The following is a 20295-nucleotide window of genomic DNA, read 5'->3' as shown; positions in this document are numbered from 1 at the left end:
CCCGCCCGGCACCGGCGGGCGGCGGCGGATCGCCGCGTTCGCGCTGTTTCGAGAGGGGGCCCGCGGAATGACCGCGACCCGCTGGCTGGCCGAGTACGCCTGGCTGCCCGACCACGACGAGCCGACGGCCGACGTGCTGATCGAGGCGACGGACGGCCGGTTCACCGCGGTGACGCCGCTGACCGGCGGCGACTCACCGACCGCCGGGGTCGACGTGCTGACCGACGCGGTACGGCTGCCCGGGCTGACCCTGCCCGGGCTGGCCAACGCGCACTCGCACGCGTTCCACCGGGCGCTGCGCGGGCGTACCCACGGCGGCCGGGGTGACTTCTGGACCTGGCGCGACCAGATGTACGCGGTGGCCGACCGCCTCGATCCCGACACCTACCTGGCCCTGGCCCGGGCCGCCTACGCCGAGATGGCGCTGGCCGGGGTGACCTGTGTGGGCGAGTTCCACTACCTGCACCACGGGCCCGGCGGGACGCGCTACGACGACCCGAACGCGATGAGCGCCGCGCTGGTCGAGGCGGCCGCCCAGGCCGGCATCCGGCTCACAGTGCTCGACGCCTGCTACCTGACCGCCTCGGTGGACGGCGACCCGCTGGTCGGGCCGCAGCTGCGCTTCGGCGACTCCGACGCGGTGCGGTGGGCCGAACGGGCGGCCGCGTTCTCCCCGACCGGCGGGCACGTCCGGGTCGGCGCGGCGGTGCACTCGGTGCGCGCCGTCCCCGCCGAGCAGCTGAGCACGGTGGCGCGCTGGGCCCGCGAGCGCGACGCGCCACTGCACGTGCACCTCTCCGAGCAGCCCGCGGAGAACGACGCCTGCCGGGCGGCGCACGGCTGCACGCCCACCCGGCTGCTGGCCGACCACGAGGTGCTCGGCCCGGCCACCACCGCCGTGCACGCCACCCATCCGACCAGCGGCGACCTGACGCTGCTCGGGGAGAGCCGCACCGGTGTCTGCCTCTGCCCCACCACGGAGCGGGACCTGGCGGACGGGATCGGCCCGGCGCGGCGGATGGCCGACGTCGGCATCCCGCTCAGCCTGGGCAGCGACAGCCATGCGGTGATCGACCTCTTCGAGGAGGCCCGAGCGGTGGAGCTGGACGAGCGGCTGCGCACCCGCCGGCGCGGCCACTTCACCGGCTTCGACCTGCTGCGCGCGGCGTCCGCCGCCGGGCACGCCGCGCTCGGCTGGACCGACGCCGGCCGGCTCTCGGTCGGCGACCGGGCCGACCTGGTCACGGTACGGCCGGACAGTGCCCGGACCGCCGGGGTGCCGCCGGTCGGGGTGTTCTTCGCGGCCACCGCCGCCGATGTCACGCACGTCGTGGTCGACGGGCGGACGGTGGTGGCCGAGGGGCGACACGTGGCCGTCGACGTACCGGCCGAACTGCGGGCGGCCATCACGGCGGTGACGTCGTGACCACGGACCTCTTCCCCCAGCGGCCGGCCCGGCCGGGCGACCCGGTGCGCCCGGCGGGCCGGAACACCGGCAGCCTGCTGGTCGACAACATCGGCGAGGTGGTCACCAACTCCGACGGCGGCACGGGCGGCCCGTTGGGCATCCGCCGGCACGCCGCCCTGCTCGTCGAGGACGGGCAGGTGGCCTGGATCGGGCCGGCCCGGGACGCCCCGGCCGCCGACCGGCGGATCGACGCCGACGGCGCGGCGGTGCTGCCCGGGTTCGTGGACAGCCACGCCCACCTGGTCTTCGCCGGCGACCGGGCCGCCGAGTTCGCCGCCCGGATGGCCGGACAGCCGTACACCGGCGGCGGCATCCGGACCACGGTCGGCGCCACCCGCGCGGCCACCGACGACGAGCTACGGGCCAACGTTCGGCGGTTGCGCGACGAGGCGCTGCGGCAGGGCACCACCACCATCGAGATCAAGAGCGGGTACGGCCTCACCGTCGCCGACGAGGCCCGCTCGCTGCGGATCGCCGCCGAGTTCAGCGAGGACACCACGTTCCTCGGCGCGCACGTCGTCCCGGCGGAGTACGCCGACCGCCCCGACGACTACGTCGGCATGGTGTGCGGGCCGATGCTGGCCGCCGCCGCCCCGCACGCGCGCTGGATCGACGTCTTCTGCGAGCGGGGCGCCTTCGACGTCGACCACGCCCGGGCCATCCTCGCCTGCGGGCAGGCCGTCGGGCTCGGCGTCCGGGTGCACGCCAACCAGCTCGGCCCCGGCCCGGGCGTTCAGCTCGGCGTGGAGCTGGGCGCGGCGAGCGTGGACCACTGCACCCACCTCAGCGACGCCGACGTCGACGCGCTCGCCTCGACCACGGTCGACTGCATGTGCGCCGACGGGCGGCACACGTCCACCGTGGCCACCCTGCTGCCCGGCGCCGAGTTCTCCACCCGCTCGCCCTACCCGGACGCGCGTCGCCTGCTCGACGCCGGCGTCACCGTGGCCCTGGCCACCGACTGCAACCCCGGCTCGTCGTACACCTCGTCGATGGCGTTCTGCGTCGCCCTCGCCGTCCGCGAGATGCGGATGACCCCGGCGGAGGCCGTCTGGGCCGCCACCGCGGGCGGCGCCCGGGCGCTGCGCCGCGACGACGTCGGGGTGCTGCGCCCCGGCGCCCGGGCCGACCTGATCGTCCTCGACGCCCCGTCCCACCTGCACCTGGCCTACCGGCCCGGGGTTCCACTGATCCGCCAGGTCCTGCAAAACGGAGTACCGCAATGTCGATCGTGACCATTCAGCCCACCGGGGTCTCCCCCGCCGACGTGCTCGCCGTGGCCCGCGGCACCGCCAAGGTCGTGATCGACCCGGCCGCGACGGACGCCATGGCGACCAGCCGGGCGATCGTGGACGGCATCGAAGCCGCCGGCCGCCCCGTCTACGGCGTCTCCACCGGTTTCGGAGCGCTCGCCAACACCTTCGTCGCGCCGGAGCGGCGGGCCGAACTCCAGCACGCGCTGATCCGCTCGCACGCCGCCGGCGTGGGCGCGCCGATGCCGCGCGAGGTGGTCCGGGCGATGATGCTGCTGCGGGTGCGCTCGCTCGCGCTGGGCCGGTCCGGCGTCCGACCGCTGGTCGCCGAGGCCCTGGTCGACCTGCTCAACCACGAGATCACCCCGTGGGTGCCGGAGCACGGCTCGCTCGGCGCCTCCGGCGACCTGGCGCCGCTGGCGCACTGCGCGCTGGTGCTGCTCGGGGAGGGCTGGGTGCTCGGCCCGGCGGGTGAGCGGATCGACGCGGCCGACGCGCTGCGCGGGGCCGGGCTGAAGCCGATCGAGCTGGCCGCCAAGGAGGGCCTGGCGCTGATCAACGGCACCGACGGCATGCTGGGCATGCTGCTGCTCGCCCTGAACGACGCCGCCCACCTGTTCGCCATGGCCGACGTGACCGCCGCGCTGGCGATCGAGGCGATGCTCGGCTCCGAGCGGCCGTTCCTGCCCGAGCTGCACGCCATCCGGCCGCACCCGGGCCAGGCGGCTTCGGCGGCGAACATCCACCGGCTGCTGCAGGACTCCCGGGTGATGGACTCGCACCGGGACGACCTGGCGCACGCGGTGCAGGACGCGTACTCGATGCGCTGCGCCCCGCAGGTGGCCGGCGCGGCCCGGGACACCCTGGAGTTCGCCCGTACGGTGGCGGCCCGCGAGCTGGTCTCGGTGGTGGACAACCCGGTGGTGCTGCCGGACGGCCGGGTCGAGTCGACCGGGAACTTCCACGGCGCGCCGCTCGGTTTCGCCGCCGACTTCCTGGCCATCGCCGCCGCCGAGGTCGGGGCGATCGCCGAACGGCGGGTCGACCGGCTGCTGGACGTCACCCGCAGCCGGGACCTGCCGGCGTTCCTCTCGCCCGACGCCGGCGTCAACTCCGGGCTGATGATCGCCCAGTACACCGCAGCCGGGATCGTCGCGGAGAACCGCCGGCTGGCCGCGCCCGCCTCGGTGGACTCGCTGCCCACCAGCGGGATGCAGGAGGACCACGTCTCGATGGGCTGGGCGGCGACCAAGAAGCTGCGTACGGTGCTGGACAACCTGGCCAGCGTGCTCGCGGTGGAGCTGCTGGCCGGGGTACGCGGCCTGCAGCTGCGCGCGCCACTGGTCCCGTCGCCGGCCGGACAGGCCGCGGTCGCCGCCCTCGGCGGCATCGCCGGTGACCCGGGGCCGGACACCTTCCTCGCCCCGGTGATGGCCGCCGCCCGCGACGTGCTCGCCGGCCCCGACCTGCGCGCTGCCATCGAACGCGAGATCGGTCCGCTGGCCTGACCGGCGGCCGAGCCGGCACAGGGGTGGGGCTCGCTCCACCCCTGTGCCCACGCGGGCTCAACCTCCGGTGACCGTCCGGCGGATCTCGGCCCAGGACGGCAGCTGGGCGCCCGCCACGACATTCCGCTTCACCCGGGACCAGAACAGGACCAGAAGTATCGCCTCGGACAGCACCGTCGCCCAGGCGGCTCCGGCCACGCCGAACATCGGGATCGCGGTGGCCAGCGCGGCCAGGTAGACGAGTGCTCCCAGCCCCTGATAGAGCACCTTCTGCCGCACCAGGCCGCCGCTCATCAGCAGCGATTCGACACTGGCGGAGCCGAAGCGGAGTGGGATCGCGAGCGCGAGAATCGCCATCACCGGGACGGACGGGCGGTACTCGGCGCCGAAGATCAAGGGAATGGCGTAGCGGCCTGCGACGGCGACGACGAGGCCGACCAGCAGCCCGAGACCGATCATCCCGACCGTGCCGGCACGATAGGCGATGAGGACCGCGCCGCGGTTGGAGCGGGACCACCGGTGCAGCTTCGCCAGGAAGTACTGCTGGTAGACGATGCGGGGCAGGAGATAGATCGCGGTCAGCAGGGTCATCGGCACGGCGAGCACGGCAGCGGCCTCCGGGCTCAGAAACTCGGCGGAGGTGACGATGCCCAGTTGCATGCCCAGTTGATAGAAGAGGCTGCCCAGCAGGAACAGGCTGGTTCCGCTGACCAGGTGGCTCATCCGGGGAGCGCGCGCCGGGCGACCGAGCACCTGCGTGTGGCCCTCCAACGTCGCCCGGGCGTACCAGAACGGTGCGATCACCAGGACGCTGATGACCACCGTGACGGCGGCCACGAAGGCGTAGCCCAGCGCCACCATGAGCGCCGACAGCCCGAAGAAGCCGGTCACCAGGGCCACCAGGAGCCGGCCGACCTGCGGCGCCAGTTGCAGCGCCGCGAGCTGCCCGTAGGCGCCCTGAAGCTGGAGGGCCGACCCGGACAGCGCCATGGCGACGAGCGACAGGATGATCGGGGCGAGCCCGATGCGTAGGCCGGCGGTGACGGAGTCGTCCCGGTCGAGCAGACCCCACCCGACGAGCGCCAGGACCAGCAGGCCGGACGTGACGACCACCAGCACGATCGAGGGCCGCACCCAGCGGAACGCCCTCGGTCCCTCGCGTCCGAACCGCTGCAACCAGAACTCGGCGACCCCGAAGATGGCCAACGGCCCGGCCAGCGTCACCAGCGAGATGACTGACATGAAGGCGCCGAAGTCCGCCTTGGGCAGGCTACGGGCGAGCAGCACCTGGGTGAGGAACGCGATGAGGGTGACGCCGGCTTGGCTGATCCCGAGCATTCCCAGCTGACGGAGCCGGCGTGCCATGCCGCCGCCGGACCGGCTGGACGTCGACGTACCGGTCCGCAGCTCCACCATCATCTGGTCGCTCTGGCCGAGACGTGCGACCTCAACATCTCCAGCTCGGCCTCCGTGCGACTCATCCAGGCCTCGCGGGCCGCCGCGATCCGCCCGGCTGCGGCAGGGTCGTCTCCGATCGCCTTGCGGACGCCGGCGGCGAGGGCCTCGGGCTCGTTGGCGACGAGCGTAGCGAAGCTTCCGAACAGGGCCTCGGTGGTGCGGGTGTGCGACAGGACCAGCGGTCGGCCCGCGCTCAGCGCCTCGCACGCGCCGCTGGGCTGCGTGGCGTCCCGGTCGGTCAACACGACGACCGCACGCGCGGCGGCGAGCGCCGCCTCGTAGTCGGGGAGGTCGAGGAAGCCCAGGGTGGTGAAGTTGGGCAGCCGCTCGGCGCGCTCGCGAAGCGGCGGGGGCAGCCGGTGCAGTGGTGCGGTGGTCACGAAGTTGACCTCGGGCAGGGCCTCGATCGCGTCGATGAGGACGTCCATCGGCTCGTCGGGGGCGACGGTGGCCACGACGAACACCCAGTCGCGCGGTGCCGCCGGCGGGATCTCCCGGAGCGGGTCATGCACGACGAGTGTGCGCAGGCCCGGGAAGGCCGCGCGGGCGATGACGTCGGCCTCCTGGGTGTGCGTCAGGACCAGTTTCGCCCCGCGCAGCACCGTTTCGGTGCTCGGAACCCGGCGCCACCACGACTGGAACTGCCCGTTGTGCGCGTCGACCACGTAGGGAACCCGACCGAGGTAGGGCGCCAGGGCCGCCAGGTGGGGCTGCGCCTGCGCCACCACGAACGATGGTCGCCGGGACCGGAGCAGCTTGAGGTCGTTCCAGGTGTGGGCGAGGTAGTCGAAGGGGCGGAGCGCCTTCGGCGTCGCCTTGGCCGGGCGCCATGCCAATTCGGCGCCCAACGCCTGCGCGAGTACGTCCGACCGACGCTGATAACGCTTCCACGAAATGAAGAGGGGGGCGCTCATTCGCGATCACCACTAGTGTCCGTTGCCAGCGCGACCGGCGCGTTCACCCGGGGATAGAACGCGATGATCAGCATCAGGGAGAGGAAGAACATCCACATGAAGTACGAATAGGAGGTCGGCTTCTGCGTCAGCGCCGAGATGACTGTCACGGCGTAGAGGACCGAGAGCATCCAGCGCGCCTCGACCGCGATGGCACGCCTCGTCACCCGCCAGAGGTTGATGAAGATAATCGTCATCAGGATGACCCCGAGCAGCCCCCAGACCACGAAGATCCGTAACGGGTCGCTGTGCGTGTTCCACGGTTCGTAGGCCAGCCCGATGAGCCAGATATCCAGCGGGGCGTCCCCCCACACCTCCGCCAACTTGAACCAGATCTGCCCGCGGCCGTGCAGGAACTCGTCGTTCGTCGGATTCAGCGAGCCGATCTGGGTGGCGAGAAAGACCGCGCGGTCGAAAAGATAGGCGCCCCAACGGACAGCGGCGAGGACCACCAGCACGACGAGAGCGACAGCGCCCCACACGGCGGTGCGGAATCGCAGGTTGGAAACCTGACGGATCAGTTCGGGAAGCCGGCGCAGCTCGAACGCCACGATCACGAAAGCCACGCAGACGATGGTTATCCGGTGGGTGCTCACGACCGCGGTGGCGGTCAGGAACGCGACGGCGGCATAGCGGGCCAGCGGGCTGATCCGCAGCCGGTCACCGGCGGCATAGAGAATGAACACCGCGAAGATCAGGAGCCGCCCGAGCGACGCCGGGTGGAAGTAGCCACCCGAGGCACGCCCGACCTTGCCGCTCATCAGGTTGAAGAAGTAGGTGTACGGCACGACGCCGACGACCTGCAGCCAGGCGATCACGGAGTGCACGACGGCGCCGGCGACCACGAGCAGCAGGACCCAGCGCAGCCGGTCGAGCGAGAACCAGCCCGGCCTGACGAACATGACCGCCAACAACACGATCGGCGCGAACCCGACCGCGAGCTGGGCGGCCTGCGTGATGATCCCGCTCTTCGGCGCGATGTACGGCCCGAAGATCTCCCGCACGTTGGCCGTGGTGAAGACCTGGAAGAACTCTTCCCGGGCCGGCAGGGCGATCAGGCCGATAACGGAGAACAGGCCGAGGAGAACCAGCGCGACGATCGCGGGCGTCAGATTGCTCAGGAACCTTCTCGACGCCACGGTCACGGCGACGAAGGCGCCCACCATGAGAACCGCGCCAATCACCGTCGCCACCATGCCGGAATCCACGGTGTCGGCCGCGACCTTCGCACCGAAGACGTCGAAGAATGGCTTCACGCCAACCATCACCAGGGCGAGCACCGTCATTATCCGGGCGGCTGCCCAGAGAAAGCGTGTGATCGGGGTGTCGCCTGAAGAATTGTGCGCGGTGTCGGCGGAGAGCGGCAGGCTCCTGCCCATCAGACGACGGCCACCGTCCACAGTCTGGGTCGCCACCGGCTTCTGAGGCATTATGTCCATTTCATGATCCTCTCCGCCCTACCTCTCGGGGCACTATACGCGAGGACCATGACCACCAGAGGTCGCCTCTGTCGCCCTGAAACCCGGCGACGAGCACCGCCGTCTCGCGGCATTTTCCCCGCTTTCGACCGCATCTCGGTCGGCCGCGGCAGGACGCGCGTCGGCAACCGCGAGGACCGATCGCCGCCATTAGGCGGAGAACTGCCATAACTGTCGACCACGCCGGCACGTTCAATGGCACCGGCACCGAGCCTCAAGCGGTAATCTGCGCCGTCCCGCACGTACCGGCGGCGTTCTCGGGACGGAACGTGGCCGGAGCGCCGGGAAGCCTCGGCGCGACGGTCACCGCGCCCGCTCCCCGTCCGCACCGGGCTCGCTGTCACCGCGCGGTGCTTGCTGCGATGCGGTCGACGAGGTGAGTGCCGAGCGTGCGGGCGTAGGTCGCGGTGATGTGGTGCGTGTCGCGATAGACGATGACGTTGCCGATCACCAAAGGACACTCGGTCGTGGTGCAGAACAGGTCGATCAGGTCGACCACCTGCACCTTGTCGCCGGCCCGACGTGCGGCAGCCTCGAGGGCGTCCCCGGTGCCGAGCGCCGTCCGACGCTCGACGGAGCACCGGGTCGGATCCCCGCCGTTCGCCGCGTCGTCGACGAGACAGCCGAGATCCTCCTCGCCGAGCGTCGGGTTGTCCGCCACCACGACGATCCTGGTCCCCCGCGCGAGCACCGGGCGCCACGCCTCGACGTACCTGCGCGTCTGGCCGTCGGCCGTGCGGCGGTCGGCGCTCGCGCTGCGCCGCCCGCTGATGATGACCAGGTCGTACTTCGGGCCGGCACCAAGCCGCTGCATCATCGCCTGCCGTCGCGCGTAGCACGGGTCGGCCTGGTCGACGGTGTCCACCCTCGCCCAGATGCAGCCCCGGGCGACATAGGTGTCGAGCGCCCAGTTCCGGGCCTCGAGGTGACCCTCGATGGCCGGGATGAGCATCGCCGCGTGCGAGTCCCCCACGATCGCGACCTTTGTCGCATCGGGCCGCTGGGAGCCGATCCGGCACGAACTGAGCTCGGCACCCGGCTTCTGGTCGTAGCACCGGTACGCGGAGCCGGTGTCCTTGGTGAGCATCGAGACCTCGGGGAACACCTCCCGGCCCAGGGCGCCCCGCGCGCAGCCGTTCGCGGCGATCATCGCACCCGCCCCGAGGCACGGCGCTCCCTCGGCCAACAACTGTTCGAGGCGCGAATCGCTCGCCTGGCTGCTCTGCTCCAGCAGCCGGTTTCCGACCACGACGACGGACATCACCATCGCCATCGACATCGCCGCGGCCGCGTACTGCGGCCACAGCCGGCGCCGACCGGCGAACACACCGAACCGCACCGGATCCTCGACGAGGCGCTTGGTCAGCGCCGCCAGGACCACCACGCCGGCGATGACGACGAGCTTCACCGGCCAGGTCATCTTGTCGCCCGTCGCCAGCGCGAAGATCGCGATCGGCGGCCAGTGCCAGAGGTAGACGGAGTACGACCAGTCACCGAATTTCTGCACCGGCGCCAGCTTCATCAGCCCGAGCGGAGACCACCGCGGGCCGGGAGCGCCGGCCCAGATGGCGCAGAGCGCACCGACCACCGGCAGCGCCGCCGCGTAGCCCGGGAAGGGGGTTCCGCCGTGCAGCACGAACGCGGCCACGCCGATCAGGAGCAGCCCCAGCCAGGAGACCGCCGCCCGGGTGCGCTCGCCGGCGGACCGGCCGAGCCCGGGCAACGTCGCGAGCAGCGCTCCGGCCCCGAACTCCCATGCCCGGGTGGGGGTGACGAAGTAGGCGGCCGCGCCGTTCGTGAGCGTCGCGTAGACGGAGTAGGCGAAGGACGCCGCGACGATGACGGCGAGCGTGGCCCGGATCGCGTCGGTCGGATCCGTCCGCCGGAGTCGGCCCGCGACCGCGATCGCGACCACGATCAACAGCGGCCAGACCAGATAGAACTGCTCCTCCACCGAGAGCGACCAGTAGTGCTGCACCGGCGACTGGACGTTCTCCGCGGCGAGGTAGTCCACAGCGTCGTGCGCCAGCTGCCAGTTCTCGACGTAGATGGTCGCTGCCGCGATCTCACGCAGGATCTGCGGCCAGTAGAGCTGCGGCACCCAGATGAAGACGGCCGCCCCGGTGGCGACGAGCACGAGCAGCGAGGCGGGCAGCAGACGCCGGATGCGGCGGGCCCAGAAGGAGCCGAGGCGGACCGACCCTGTCTTCTGCACCTCCCGTACCAGGTGCGCGGTGATGAGGAAGCCACTGATCACGAAGAAGACGTCGACACCGACGTAACCGCCCGGAATCCGGTGTGGCCAGAAATGAAACAGCAGCACCAGGAGCACGGCAAGCGCCCGCAGAGCCTGGATCTCCGGCCGCAGCACGCCGCGATCGGTCAGCTTCGAATCACGCACTGTGCCTCGCCACGGCGGTAGGGGTAAGGGTGGCGCTCGGCGGCCACGCCGCCACAGAGTGGCGGCGTCGGCGAGGCTATACGGCCGGCACCCCTTTTCTCTATCCGGTACGGCGCCGGCCACGACGAAGCGGAGTCGGACCAACCGATGCCGGGCCGGCCGCGATCGGCGGCCGGGCGGCATCAGGCGAGGTCAGAGCGGATGCCTTCAGCCGCCGTTCGGCGGGAGCACCTTGGCGACCAGCTTGGCCAGCTCGCGCAGCGCCTTGCCGCGGTGGCTGATCGCGTCCTTCTCCTGCGGGGTCAGCTCGGCGTTGGTCCGGGTCTGCCCGTCGCCCAGGAAGATCGGGTCGTAGCCGAAGCCGCCGTCGCCGCGCGGGGCACGCAGGAGCTGGCCGGACTGCCGGCCGTCCACCAGGTGCTCTTTGCCGCCGGGCAGCACCAGGGCGACCGTGCAGACGAACGAGGCGCCCCGGTTCTCGTCCGGCACGTCGGCGATCTGGTCCAGCACCAGCTGGAAGTTGGCCTGGTCGTCGCCGTGCCGGCCGGCCCACCGGGCGCTGAACACACCGGGCATGCCGTTCAGCGCGTCGACGGCCAGCCCGGAGTCGTCGGCGATGGTGGGCAGGCCGGTCCGGCGGAACCCTTCCCGCGCCTTGATCAGCGCGTTCTCGCCGAAGGTCAGGCCGGTCTCCGGCAGCTCCGGGTACTCCTCGACGTCGTCGAGGCCGACCAGGGCGATCCGGTGCGCGCCGAGCGCGCCGTCGAGGATCCGCTGGAGTTCCACCAGCTTCTTACGGTTACGGGTGGCGAGCAGCACCTTGTTCATGAGAGCGCCTTCCGCTGGGCTTCGGCCAGTTCCGCGCAGCCCGCCACGCCGAGGTCGAGCAGCGCGTCGAGCTGGTCGCGGGCGAAGACGCCCGCCTCTCCGGTGCCCTGCACCTCGACGAACTCGCCGGTGCCGGTGCAGACCACGTTCATGTCGACCTCGGCGGCCACGTCCTCGTCGTAGCAGAGGTCCAGGCGTGCCTCGCCGGCGATGACGCCGACGCTCACCGCGGCCACCGACCGGTGCATCACCGACGCCGGCTTGCCGGCGAGCGCCTTACGCTGCGCCAGCCAGGTCACCGCGTCGTGCAGCGCCACGTACGCCCCGGTGATCGCCGCGGTCCGGGTGCCGCCGTCGGCCTGGAGCACGTCGCAGTCGAGCACGACCGAGTTCTCGCCGAGCGCCTTCAGGTCGACGCAGGCGCGCAGGCTCCGGCCGATCAGCCGGGAGATCTCATGGGTACGCCCACCGACGCGCCCCTTGACGCTCTCCCGGTCGGAGCGGGTGTTGGTGGCCCGGGGCAGCATCGCGTACTCGGCGGTGACCCAGCCGAGACCGGAGCCCTTGCGCCAGCGGGGCACCCCCTCGGTCACGCTCGCCGTGCAGAGCACCCGGGTCGCGCCGAACTCGACGAGCACGGAGCCCTCGGGATGGGTGCTCCAACCTCTGGTCAACGTCACCGGTCGGAGTTGGTCGGGCCGTCGCCCGTCGGGTCGCGCCATGCCTGCACCCTATGCGGTGCGGTGATCCAACCACGCCGCGGTGTCCCGACCTGCCCGATCGGTCAGGCCGGAGCGGTGGGCCGGACCGGCTGCGCGTCGTGCACCCGCAGGAATCCGGCGACCGCCGCCGGCCAGCCGAACTCCTCGGCGCGCGCCCGCGCAGCCCGGCGCCGCTGCGCCTCCGGGCGGGCCGTCAACCGGGTCACCGCCGCGGCGATGGCGTCCGGCGAGCCGTACGCGGCCAGTCCGGCCGGGCCGACCACCTCGGGCAGCGCGCTGGCGGCGTTGACCACCACCGGGGTGCCGCTGGCCAACGCCTCCAGCCCGGCCAGGCCGAAGGTCTCCACCGGTCCGGGCGCGAGGACCACGTCCGCGCTGGCCAGCAGCCCGGCTACGGTGAGCCGATCGGGCAGGAACCCGGTGAAGTGCACCGGCAGCCCGGCCGCCCGGCGGACCAGCGCCGATCGCATCGGGCCGTCGCCGGCCATCACCAGCACCGCCGGCACGCCCGCGCGGCGCAGCGCGGCGAGCGCGTCGACGGCCAGTTCGGGGCGCTTCTCCGCCGACAACCGGGCGCAGTGCACCAGCAGCAGCTCCGCGGGGTCGGCGTACCGCGCACGCAGGCCGGGGTCGACCCGGTCCGGTCCGAAGGTGTCCAGGTCGACGCCGAGCGGCACCTGCTCCACATTGCCCGCCCCGATCCGGGTGAACTCCTCCGCCGCCCACTGCGTGGTGCAGACGATCCGGTCGTACGACCGGGCGGTGCGCCGGTTGAGCCGGTCGGCGATCGGCCGGCGCAACCCGTCCGGCACGCCCCACTGCCCGAGCAGGCCGGTCAGCGACTCGTGCGAGACCATCACCGCGGGCACCGCGTGCGCCCGCGCCCAGCTCCCGGTCCAGCGCAGGGTGAACCGGTCGGAGACCTCCAGCCGATCGGGTGCCAGCTCGGCCAGCAGCCGGCTCAGCCGACGCCGGCCGGTCAGCAGCCGGTAACCACCGCTGCCGGGCAGCTCCGGGCCGGCGAGGGTGACCACCCGCCCCCACGGGTGCCGCTCGTCGCCATCCCGCCTGCCGGGCACGACCAGCACCGGCTCGTGCCCGGCGGCGAGGTAGCCCTCGCCGAGGTGGCGCAGCGCCGTCCGCAGGCCGCCGGAGCGGGCGGTCACGAAGTTGGCCAGCCGGACGATCCGCAGCCCGCCGGCGGGGACGCGCCCGGTCATGAGGCGGCGGGCAGGTCGACGGCCGCCCGACCGAAGCGGACCGCCTGGTAGTGCCCGATCAGCTCGTCGCCCACCGCGGCCCAGCTACGGCGGCGCACCGCGGCCCGAGCGGCCAGTCCGTACCCGCGACGGCGTGCCTCGTCCGCGCCGAGCTCACCGACCGCGGCGGCCAGCGCGTCGCCGTCCTCCGGCGGGACCAGCAGCCCGGTCACCCCGGACTCCACCAGATCCAGCGGTCCGCCGGCGGCGGGCGCGACCACCGGCACCCCGCTGGCCAGCGCTTCCTGCACGGTCTGCCCGAAGGTCTCGTGCGGGCCGGTGTGCACGAAGACGTCCAGGCTGGCGTAGAGCCGGGCCAAATCCTCGCCGTGCTGCACGCCGAGGAAGGTGACCTCGGGCAGCGCCCGGGCCAGCTGCCGACGGGCCGGACCGTCTCCGGCCACCACGACCCGTACGCCGGGCAGCCGGGAGACCGCCGCCAGCAGGTCGACCCGCTTCTCCGGGGCGAGCCGGCCGACGTAGCCGACCAGCAGCTCGCCACCGGGTGCGAGGCGGGCCCGCAGTTCGGCTGAGCGCTTCGCGGGCTGGAAGCGTTCCGCGTCCACTCCGCGCCCCCACAGCCAGATCCGCTGCACCCCGTTGGCGATCAGGTCGGCGGCGGCCCGGGTGGACGGGGCGAGGGTGCGCCCGGCCGAGTTGTGGATCTCGCGCAGCCGTCGCCAGGCGGCCGCCTCGCCCCAGCCGACCCGGTACGCGCGGGCGTACGACGCCACATCGGTCTGGTAGACGGCCACCGTCGGCAGGCCGTGCCGCGCGGCGAGCGTGGCGGCCCGGCCGCCGAGGATGAACGGACTGGCCAGGTGAACCACGTCCGGCGCGTGCGCCAGCAGCGCCCCGGCGAGCCGGGTGGTGGTCGGCACGCCCAGCCGGAAACCCTGGTAACGGGGCAGCGGCACACTCGGGATCCGCACCACCGGGTACGGGTACGCGCCGGTGTCGTTCCGGGCGGCGCCCGGCGGGGCCGGGGCGATGACCAACGGCTGGTGGCCGCAGGCGACCAGGTGCTCGGCGGTCCGGACGACGGAGTGCGCAACGCCGTTCACGTCCGGCGGGAACGACTCGGTCACGATGGCGATCCGCATGCCCACACCGTGCGGGTTTCACGGGTGCGCCAGACGACCGGCCGCTGACCGGCCGGCGAACAATGCGGCAAGAGCGGTCGCGGCGGCGCACCGGCCGCCGGGTCAGTCAGACGTCGTAGCTGGCGCCGGGCCGGACGACCTCGAGCGGGCCGGCGTACGCGGCGGCGGCCGACTCGACGGTGTGCGCCTCGCTGCCCCAGGCGGCCACCAGGTGGGTGAGCAGCAGCCGGCGTGCGCCCGCCTTGGTCGCCGCCTCGCCGGCCTCCCGACCGGTCAGGTGCAGATCCGGCGGGTTCTCCACGCCGTCGAGGTAGCTCGCCTCGCAGAGGAAGGCGTCGGCGTCCTGGGCGAGGCGCAGCAGCGCGTCGCAGGGCGCGGTGTCGGACGAGTAGCAGAGCACCCGTCCCTCGTGCTCCAGCCGCACCCCGTACGTCTCGATCGGGTGGTTGACCCGGTCGACGGTGACGGTGAACGGCCCGATCGGGAAGGTGCCGGGCTGCAAGCCGTAGAACTGGAAGACGTCGTCCATCGTCCCGTCGTCGCCGTAGGCGGCGCTGAGCCGGTCCGGCGCGCCGGACGGGGCGTACACGGGCAGGGCCGGGTAGGGGCCGTCGGGGGCGTACCGGCGGACCACCACGTACGACACGGCGTCGAGGATGTGGTCGCAGTGCAGGTGGCTGAGGAGGATCGCGTCCGGGGCGTGCAGCCCCGCGTAGCGCTGCAGGCTGGACAGCGAGCCGGGGCCGAAGTCGACGAGCAGCCGGAAACCGTCCGCTTCGACCAGGTAGGCCGAGCAGGGGGACTCCGGTCCGGGAAAACTTCCCGCACAGCCCAGGACGGTCAGTCGCATCGAGTGGTCTCGCTACCACGCTGCGTAGTCGCCACGCCGGCCGCTGCTCGGCTCATGATCTTTACCGACGCGTACGCCACGCTGCGCAGCCTACGCCGGAGCACGGGGACGCAAGAATCATCCGCTGGAAGTTGTCACCAAGGTGACACCGGCTGGCGGGACCACCGGACCGCCACCACCGGGCGGGCGCCCGACACCGGCGCGACCGTTGCGGAGCGTGAGGAGCATCTGGATGCCAGCGCCCGTCGGTGGGACAGCCGAGCCGCCGGGACCTGCCGCGGACCGGCCGGCGCCAAGGCAGCCGGAACGAGGCGGGGCCGCCGACGCTCGTCGGCGGCCCCGGCCCGTCGGACGGTGGTCGGGCTCAGGCCCAGAGCTGCCCGTCGAGGGCGTTTTCGGCATCGGCCAGCGTGCCGCCGTACGCCCCGGTGGAGAGGTACTTCCAGCCGCCGTCGGCGACCACGAAGGCCACGTCGGCGCCGCGGCCCTCGCGCACCGCCTCGTGCGCCACCGCCAGCGCGGCGTGCAGGATCGCACCGGTGGAGAAGCCGGCGAAGATCCCCTCCACCTCGACCAGCTGCCGGGTGCGCAGCACCGCGTCCCGGGTGCCCACGGAGAACCGCCGGGACAGCACCGTGGCGTCGTAGAGCTCCGGTACGTAGCCCTCGTCGATGTTGCGCAGGCCGTAGACCAGCTCGCCGTAGCGCGGCTCCGCCGCGACGATCTGGATGCCGTCGACCTTCTCCCGCAGGTAGCGGCCGGTGCCCATCAGCGTGCCGGTGGTGCCCAGACCGGCCACGAAGTGGGTGATGCTGGGCAGGTCGTGCAGCAGCTCCGGGCCGGTGGTCTCGTAGTGCGCCCGGGCGTTGGCCTCGTTGCCGTACTGGAAGAGCATCACCCAGTCGGGATGCTCGGCCGCGATCTGCTTGGCCGTGGCGACCGCCTGGTTGGAGCCACCGGCCGCCGCCGAGAAGATGATCTCCGCGCCGTACATCCGGAGCAGCTGGACCCGCTCGGTCGAGACGTTCTCCGGCATCACACAGACCAGCCGGTAGCCGCGAAGCTTCGCCACCATGGCCAGCGAGATGCCGGTGTTGCCGCTGGTCGGCTCGAGAATGGTGTCGCCCGGCCGGAGCCGGCCGGCCTCCTCGGCCGCCCGGACCATGAACAGCGCCGCCCGGTCCTTGATGCTGCCGGTCGGGTTCCGGTCCTCCAGCTTGGCCCAGAGCCGCACCGGCGGCGCCTGATCGGGCACCGTCGGCGAAAGCCGGGGCAGGCCGACCAGGGGTGTGCCGCCGGAGGCGTCGAGCAGACTGTCGTACCGCGCCATGGCGGCCGCCTCAGCGGCCGGTGACGGCCCGACGGCCCGGGGCCGCCGGCGCGGACACGACCGCCGCGCTGTGCTGCGCGATCGCCGCGGCGGCGGCACTGTGCTGCGCGATCGCCGCGGCGGCGGCACTGTGCTGCGCGATCGCCGCAGCGGCGGCGAAGCCGAACGCGCCGCCGGCGACCGCCGGCAGGATGGTGACGCTGTCACCGTCGTTGAGCTTGGCGTCCAGCGAACCCAGGAACCGGACGTCCTCGTCGTTGACGTAGACGTTGACGAACCGGTGCAGCGCTCCGGCCTCGGTGACCAGGCGGCCCTTCAGGCCGCCGTGCCGCGAGTCCAGGTCGGTGAGCAGGTCGCTCAGGGTGTCGCCGGCGCCCTCGACGACCTTCGCGCCGCCGGTGTAGCTGCGCAGGATGGTGGGGATGCGAACCTCGATGGCCATGATGTCGTGCTCCTCTTCGGGTGTGCCTCGGTGACGGGACGTGGACGGGTGTTACGCGCCGCGGGGGATCAGCGGTCGGAACACTCGTAGTCGACCGTCGCCGGGCTCTGCCCGAACATGTAGGACTGGACGGCGTGCGGGTCCACCCCGGCCTCCACGATCCGGACCGGCTCCTCGGTCACCACACCGTCGACGATCCGGAACGAGCGGATCTCCTCGGTGTCCGGCTCCCGGGTGGAGACCAGCACGTAGTGCGCGCCCGGCTCACCGGCGAAGGAGACGTCCGTGCGGGACGGGTAGGCCTCGGTCGCGGTGTGCGAGTGGTAGATGACGACGGGCTCCTCGTCCCGGTCGTCCATCTCGCGCCACACTCGCAGTTGCTCCATCGAGTCGAACTCGTAGAAGGTCATCGAGCGGGCCGCGTTGTCCATCGGGATGTGCCGGGTCGGGCTGTCGCTGCCGGCGGCGCCGGCGACGACGCCGCACGCCTCGTCGGGGTGGTCCCGACGCGCGTGGGCCACGATCGCGTCGACGATCGACCGGTCGATGCTCAGCACGCTGCCCAGCCTAACGCCTGGCGGCCGGGGGCCCGAAGTGGTGGCGGTCACGCCCCGTCGATCAGGGCGTTGAGCAGGGACTCCTGCAGATAGCCGAGGTATGCATATACCGACAGTTGGAACACCCGGCTGGAGGTCGGGTCCTCGGCGACCGCGTCGTCCAGCTCCTCGCCGAGGTCCGTTCCGTCCTTGATCTCCAACCGCACGCCCATCGCGAGCCGGGCGTCGTTCAACGCGCGCAGCCACGCCTCGGCCGCCTCGGCGTCCAGCCGCACCTCGCCGCCGGCCTCGTCGGGCAACGCGGCCAGGATGGCGCCGGCCTGGTCGATCTTCGCGGTCTTGAGGTCGCCCTCGGTGTAGCGGCGGAACTCGGCGGCACCGGTCGGGTCGTCCGGGTAGACCTCGGGGAAGAGCCGGCCGACCACCGGGTCGGAGTGGTCGAAGCCGTCGGTGAGCAGACCGACCACCTCACCGGCGACCTTGCGCAGCACCCGCACCTCGTCGACCGCGAAGCTGGCGACGTAGCGCCCACTCTGCCTGCGGAACATGCTCACGAGCGGTCCACCGTCGCCCACAGCCCGTACGCGTGCAGCTGCGACGCGTCGTGCTCCATCCGCTCCCGGGCGCCCGTGGAGACCACGGCGCGGCCCTTGTGGTGCACATCCAACATCAGCTCCTCGGCCTTCTCCCGGCTGTAGCCGAAGAGCTTCTGGAAGACCCAGGTCACGTACGTCATCAGGTTGACCGGGTCGTCCCACACGATCGTCACCCACGGCCGGTCCGAGGCCGGCACCTCTTCGGTGGCCGGCGTCTCGACCGGTGCAACCTGCGGAGCCGCCATGCCCCCCATCGTGCCACCGGTCTCCCGGAACCGAGGAACCGGAACGCCGGCCGGGCGCGGATCGCCGTCGGGGGGCGGCCCGGACCCGCCGGGACCGCGCCCGAGGGGTGGGCGGGCGGGCCCGGCGGGCCGGACGTCTCGGGCGCCCTCAGGCGAGCAGGATGCCGTGGTCAACCGCATCGGAGAGCACCGCGCCCAGGGAGAGACGGATCACCTCGAACCGCCGGGAGATCTCCCGGGCCAGCTCCAGCTCGACCTCCCGCAGCGCCCGCTGGGCCCAGGCCCGCGCGCCGTTCGGATCGTTGTTGCCCGGGCTGCGCCAGTGCTGCCAGCAGCCGCCGGAGAGGGCGACGGCGACCGGCGGAAGCACCTCGGCGCGGGCGGGGCTCGGATAGCCGGCCACCGCGTCGATCGCGCCGTCGCCGGAGAGCCCGGCCACCCCGGCGGTGCTGGTGACCAGCAGCACCCGGTCGAGATCCCGGCCGGCGCGGTCGCGCTCCTCGGTCAGCCCCCAGCTCATCGCGTGGGTGACCCGCTGGTGCACGCCCTCGGGCAGCGGGCCGCCGATGACCCGGGCGGTGATCTCCTCGATGATCCCCCGGACCGCGTGGTCGCACTGAGCGGTGGCGAGCAGCGACAGCGCCTCCATCTCGCGGTCGAGCAGCTCGGGCAGCCCGGCGCAGCCGACCCCGAAGACGATCTCCTGGACCACCCGCAGGTGCGTGTTCGCGAGTTCCAGCGCGAGGTGCTGGCGGATCCGCTGGGTGCAGGAGCGGGTCCGCCTGTCGAGCCGCTCGGACCAGTCACCCGGGTCGGCGGCGACGCTCACCCGGAGGTGCCCGCCCGTCGGCAGCGGCGGGTCGGAGCTGGCTCGGCGCAGACCCTCGTCGGCGGCCCAGCCGACCAGCGCCCGGCGCAGGTCGGCCACGGCCGCGGGGTGGTGCGGCGCGAACCAGCGGGCATCGGCGAGGGCGGGGACCGCGGAGAGCAGCGCCGCCCGGTGCGCCTCGACGGTCACGGCGACCGGATCCACGGCGGGGCCGGGTGAGGGGGACCCGGCCCCGGACGGCGGGACGGACGCCCCCGCGTCCTCCGTCGTCGCCGTGCTGTCTGGCCCGGCCCAGCCGGTCGAGCCCGGGGTGACCGCGAAGAAGACCGTGACCGAGGTGCGGGCGACCTCGGCGAGCAGGTTGAGTTCCGCCGCGGTGAACGCCTGGTCGGCGGCGATCACGAAGAGCAGCGACCCGGCCCGACCGGCCGCCTCGATCAGCACCCGGGCGCCGGCGACGCCGAAGGTCCCGGTGTCCAGCGTGTCGACCAGGGTGAAGTGCCGCAGCAGCGGATCGGGCAGGCCGATCTCGACCCGGCGCGGCGGGCGGGCCAGCGCGGGACCGGCCGCCGTGCGGTCCGCACCGTAGGCGTGCGGCTGGCGATAGCCCGGCACGTACGCCGCGCGGGAGGGCTTCGCGGCGTGCCGGGCCACCAGCCAGCTGCCGTCCGGCACGGCGAGCAGAGCGGGGTCGAGATCGAGCAGGGTGGCGAGCACGGCGCGTCGGCCGGCGCCGGCGGGACCGACGGCGAGCACGCCGAGCGGCTCCTCGGGGCCGGGTTCGGTCACCCCGAGCCGGGTGGGCAGGGGCGCGCAGCGCGGCGGGTCGGCGGAGCCCGGCACGTCGTCAGGCATTTCGACCGAGGGGAGAGGACCCGGCTTCATCAGGGCGACCTCCCGTGGCAGGCGGACCGGCAGCGGCCGGCCGCGTGGATTGTCCGGCGAGTCAACCCGGATGCCGGAAGACTACGAGCGACCCGGGGTCCGGGCGGAACACTTCGGGTACTCACGAGTA

At 73.0% G+C, this 20295-nt stretch carries 17 protein-coding genes and 1 pseudogene; 3 read left to right on the top strand and 15 right to left on the bottom strand.

What is annotated here, in order from left to right:
* Window positions 1–67 precede the first annotated feature (67 nt).
* From ACIP9D_RS10830 to hutH, 3 genes are read left to right on the top strand one after another with little or no spacing between them, the layout of a single operon-like run.
* Entirely contained in the window at window positions 68–1426 is a 1359-nt protein-coding gene (locus tag ACIP9D_RS10830; RefSeq protein ID WP_350869280.1) for a formimidoylglutamate deiminase, read from the top strand.
* 44 nt (window positions 1427–1470) lie between these two features.
* Window positions 1471–2703, top strand: coding sequence for an imidazolonepropionase (gene hutI / locus ACIP9D_RS10825; RefSeq protein ID WP_350869947.1), 1233 nt, complete (start codon window positions 1471–1473; stop codon window positions 2701–2703).
* Complete coding sequence (hutH, locus tag ACIP9D_RS10820; protein WP_350869278.1) at window positions 2691–4229, top strand: histidine ammonia-lyase; 1539 nt, start codon at window positions 2691–2693, stop codon at window positions 4227–4229. Before hutI ends, hutH begins: the two co-directional genes overlap by 13 nt.
* A 57-nt stretch (window positions 4230–4286) precedes the next feature.
* Here the strand turns inward: hutH and ACIP9D_RS10815 are convergent, their stop codons facing one another.
* The 15 genes and pseudogenes from ACIP9D_RS10815 to ACIP9D_RS10745 all read right to left on the bottom strand — a co-directional run bounded on the left by ACIP9D_RS10815 (window position 4287) and on the right by ACIP9D_RS10745 (window position 20135).
* Window positions 4287–5648, bottom strand: a complete 1362-nt coding sequence (locus ACIP9D_RS10815; protein ID WP_350869277.1) for a polysaccharide biosynthesis C-terminal domain-containing protein — start codon at window positions 5646–5648, stop codon at window positions 4287–4289.
* Window positions 5645–6601 carry a glycosyltransferase gene (locus ACIP9D_RS10810; RefSeq protein WP_350869275.1) on the bottom strand — a complete coding sequence of 319 codons (957 nt, stop codon included), beginning with the start codon at window positions 6599–6601 and terminating at the stop codon, window positions 5645–5647. Before ACIP9D_RS10810 ends, ACIP9D_RS10815 begins: the two co-directional genes overlap by 4 nt.
* Window positions 6598–8055, bottom strand: coding sequence for a hypothetical protein (locus ACIP9D_RS10805; protein WP_350869274.1), 1458 nt, complete (start codon window positions 8053–8055; stop codon window positions 6598–6600). The genes ACIP9D_RS10810 and ACIP9D_RS10805 overlap by 4 nt, the downstream gene beginning before the upstream one ends.
* A 403-nt stretch (window positions 8056–8458) precedes the next feature.
* Window positions 8459–10519 carry an acyltransferase family protein gene (locus tag ACIP9D_RS10800; protein WP_350869272.1) on the bottom strand — a complete coding sequence of 687 codons (2061 nt, stop codon included), beginning with the start codon at window positions 10517–10519 and terminating at the stop codon, window positions 8459–8461.
* 207 nt (window positions 10520–10726) lie between these two features.
* On the bottom strand, window positions 10727–11347 hold the full coding sequence (rdgB, locus tag ACIP9D_RS10795; RefSeq protein WP_350869269.1) for an RdgB/HAM1 family non-canonical purine NTP pyrophosphatase: 621 nt from the start codon (window positions 11345–11347) through the stop codon (window positions 10727–10729).
* On the bottom strand, window positions 11344–12069 hold the full coding sequence (gene rph / locus ACIP9D_RS10790) for a ribonuclease PH (protein WP_350869268.1): 726 nt from the start codon (window positions 12067–12069) through the stop codon (window positions 11344–11346). Before rph ends, rdgB begins: the two co-directional genes overlap by 4 nt.
* Window positions 12070–12131: 62 nt before the next feature.
* Entirely contained in the window at window positions 12132–13289 is a 1158-nt protein-coding gene (locus ACIP9D_RS10785; RefSeq protein WP_350869265.1) for a glycosyltransferase, read from the bottom strand.
* Window positions 13286–14431 (bottom strand): glycosyltransferase family 1 protein, encoded by a 1146-nt coding sequence (locus ACIP9D_RS10780; RefSeq protein WP_350869262.1) that lies wholly within the window; start codon window positions 14429–14431, stop codon window positions 13286–13288. Before ACIP9D_RS10780 ends, ACIP9D_RS10785 begins: the two co-directional genes overlap by 4 nt.
* Before the next feature lie 106 nt (window positions 14432–14537).
* Window positions 14538–15281 carry an MBL fold metallo-hydrolase gene (locus ACIP9D_RS10775; protein ID WP_350869260.1) on the bottom strand — a complete coding sequence of 248 codons (744 nt, stop codon included), beginning with the start codon at window positions 15279–15281 and terminating at the stop codon, window positions 14538–14540.
* A gap of 364 nt (window positions 15282–15645) precedes the next feature.
* A complete protein-coding gene (locus tag ACIP9D_RS10770) occupies window positions 15646–16611 on the bottom strand; it encodes a pyridoxal-phosphate dependent enzyme (RefSeq protein ID WP_350869258.1) in 966 nt (321 codons plus the stop codon).
* Window positions 16612–16753: 142 nt separating this feature from the next.
* Window positions 16754–17053: pseudogene (locus ACIP9D_RS10765) on the bottom strand (MoaD family protein); the annotation flags it as partial.
* Window positions 17054–17121: 68 nt separating this feature from the next.
* Window positions 17122–17610, bottom strand: a complete 489-nt coding sequence (locus ACIP9D_RS10760) for a M67 family metallopeptidase (protein ID WP_350869255.1) — start codon at window positions 17608–17610, stop codon at window positions 17122–17124.
* 47 nt (window positions 17611–17657) lie between these two features.
* On the bottom strand, window positions 17658–18158 hold the full coding sequence (locus tag ACIP9D_RS10755; RefSeq protein ID WP_350869252.1) for a DUF2017 domain-containing protein: 501 nt from the start codon (window positions 18156–18158) through the stop codon (window positions 17658–17660).
* Window positions 18159–18160: 2 nt separating this feature from the next.
* On the bottom strand, window positions 18161–18451 hold the full coding sequence (gene clpS, locus ACIP9D_RS10750; protein WP_350869249.1) for an ATP-dependent Clp protease adapter ClpS: 291 nt from the start codon (window positions 18449–18451) through the stop codon (window positions 18161–18163).
* Between the two features lie 148 nt (window positions 18452–18599).
* Entirely contained in the window at window positions 18600–20135 is a 1536-nt protein-coding gene (locus ACIP9D_RS10745) for a hypothetical protein (RefSeq protein ID WP_350869247.1), read from the bottom strand.
* Window positions 20136–20295 lie beyond the last annotated feature (160 nt).

The sequence above is a fragment of the Micromonospora sp. NPDC093243 genome, assembly GCF_044753725.1.
In the GTDB taxonomy this organism is placed as follows: domain Bacteria; phylum Actinomycetota; class Actinomycetes; order Mycobacteriales; family Micromonosporaceae; genus Micromonospora.
Note: the sequence above shows the minus strand (reverse complement) of the source record. Positions and strands in the feature narration are given on the sequence as shown.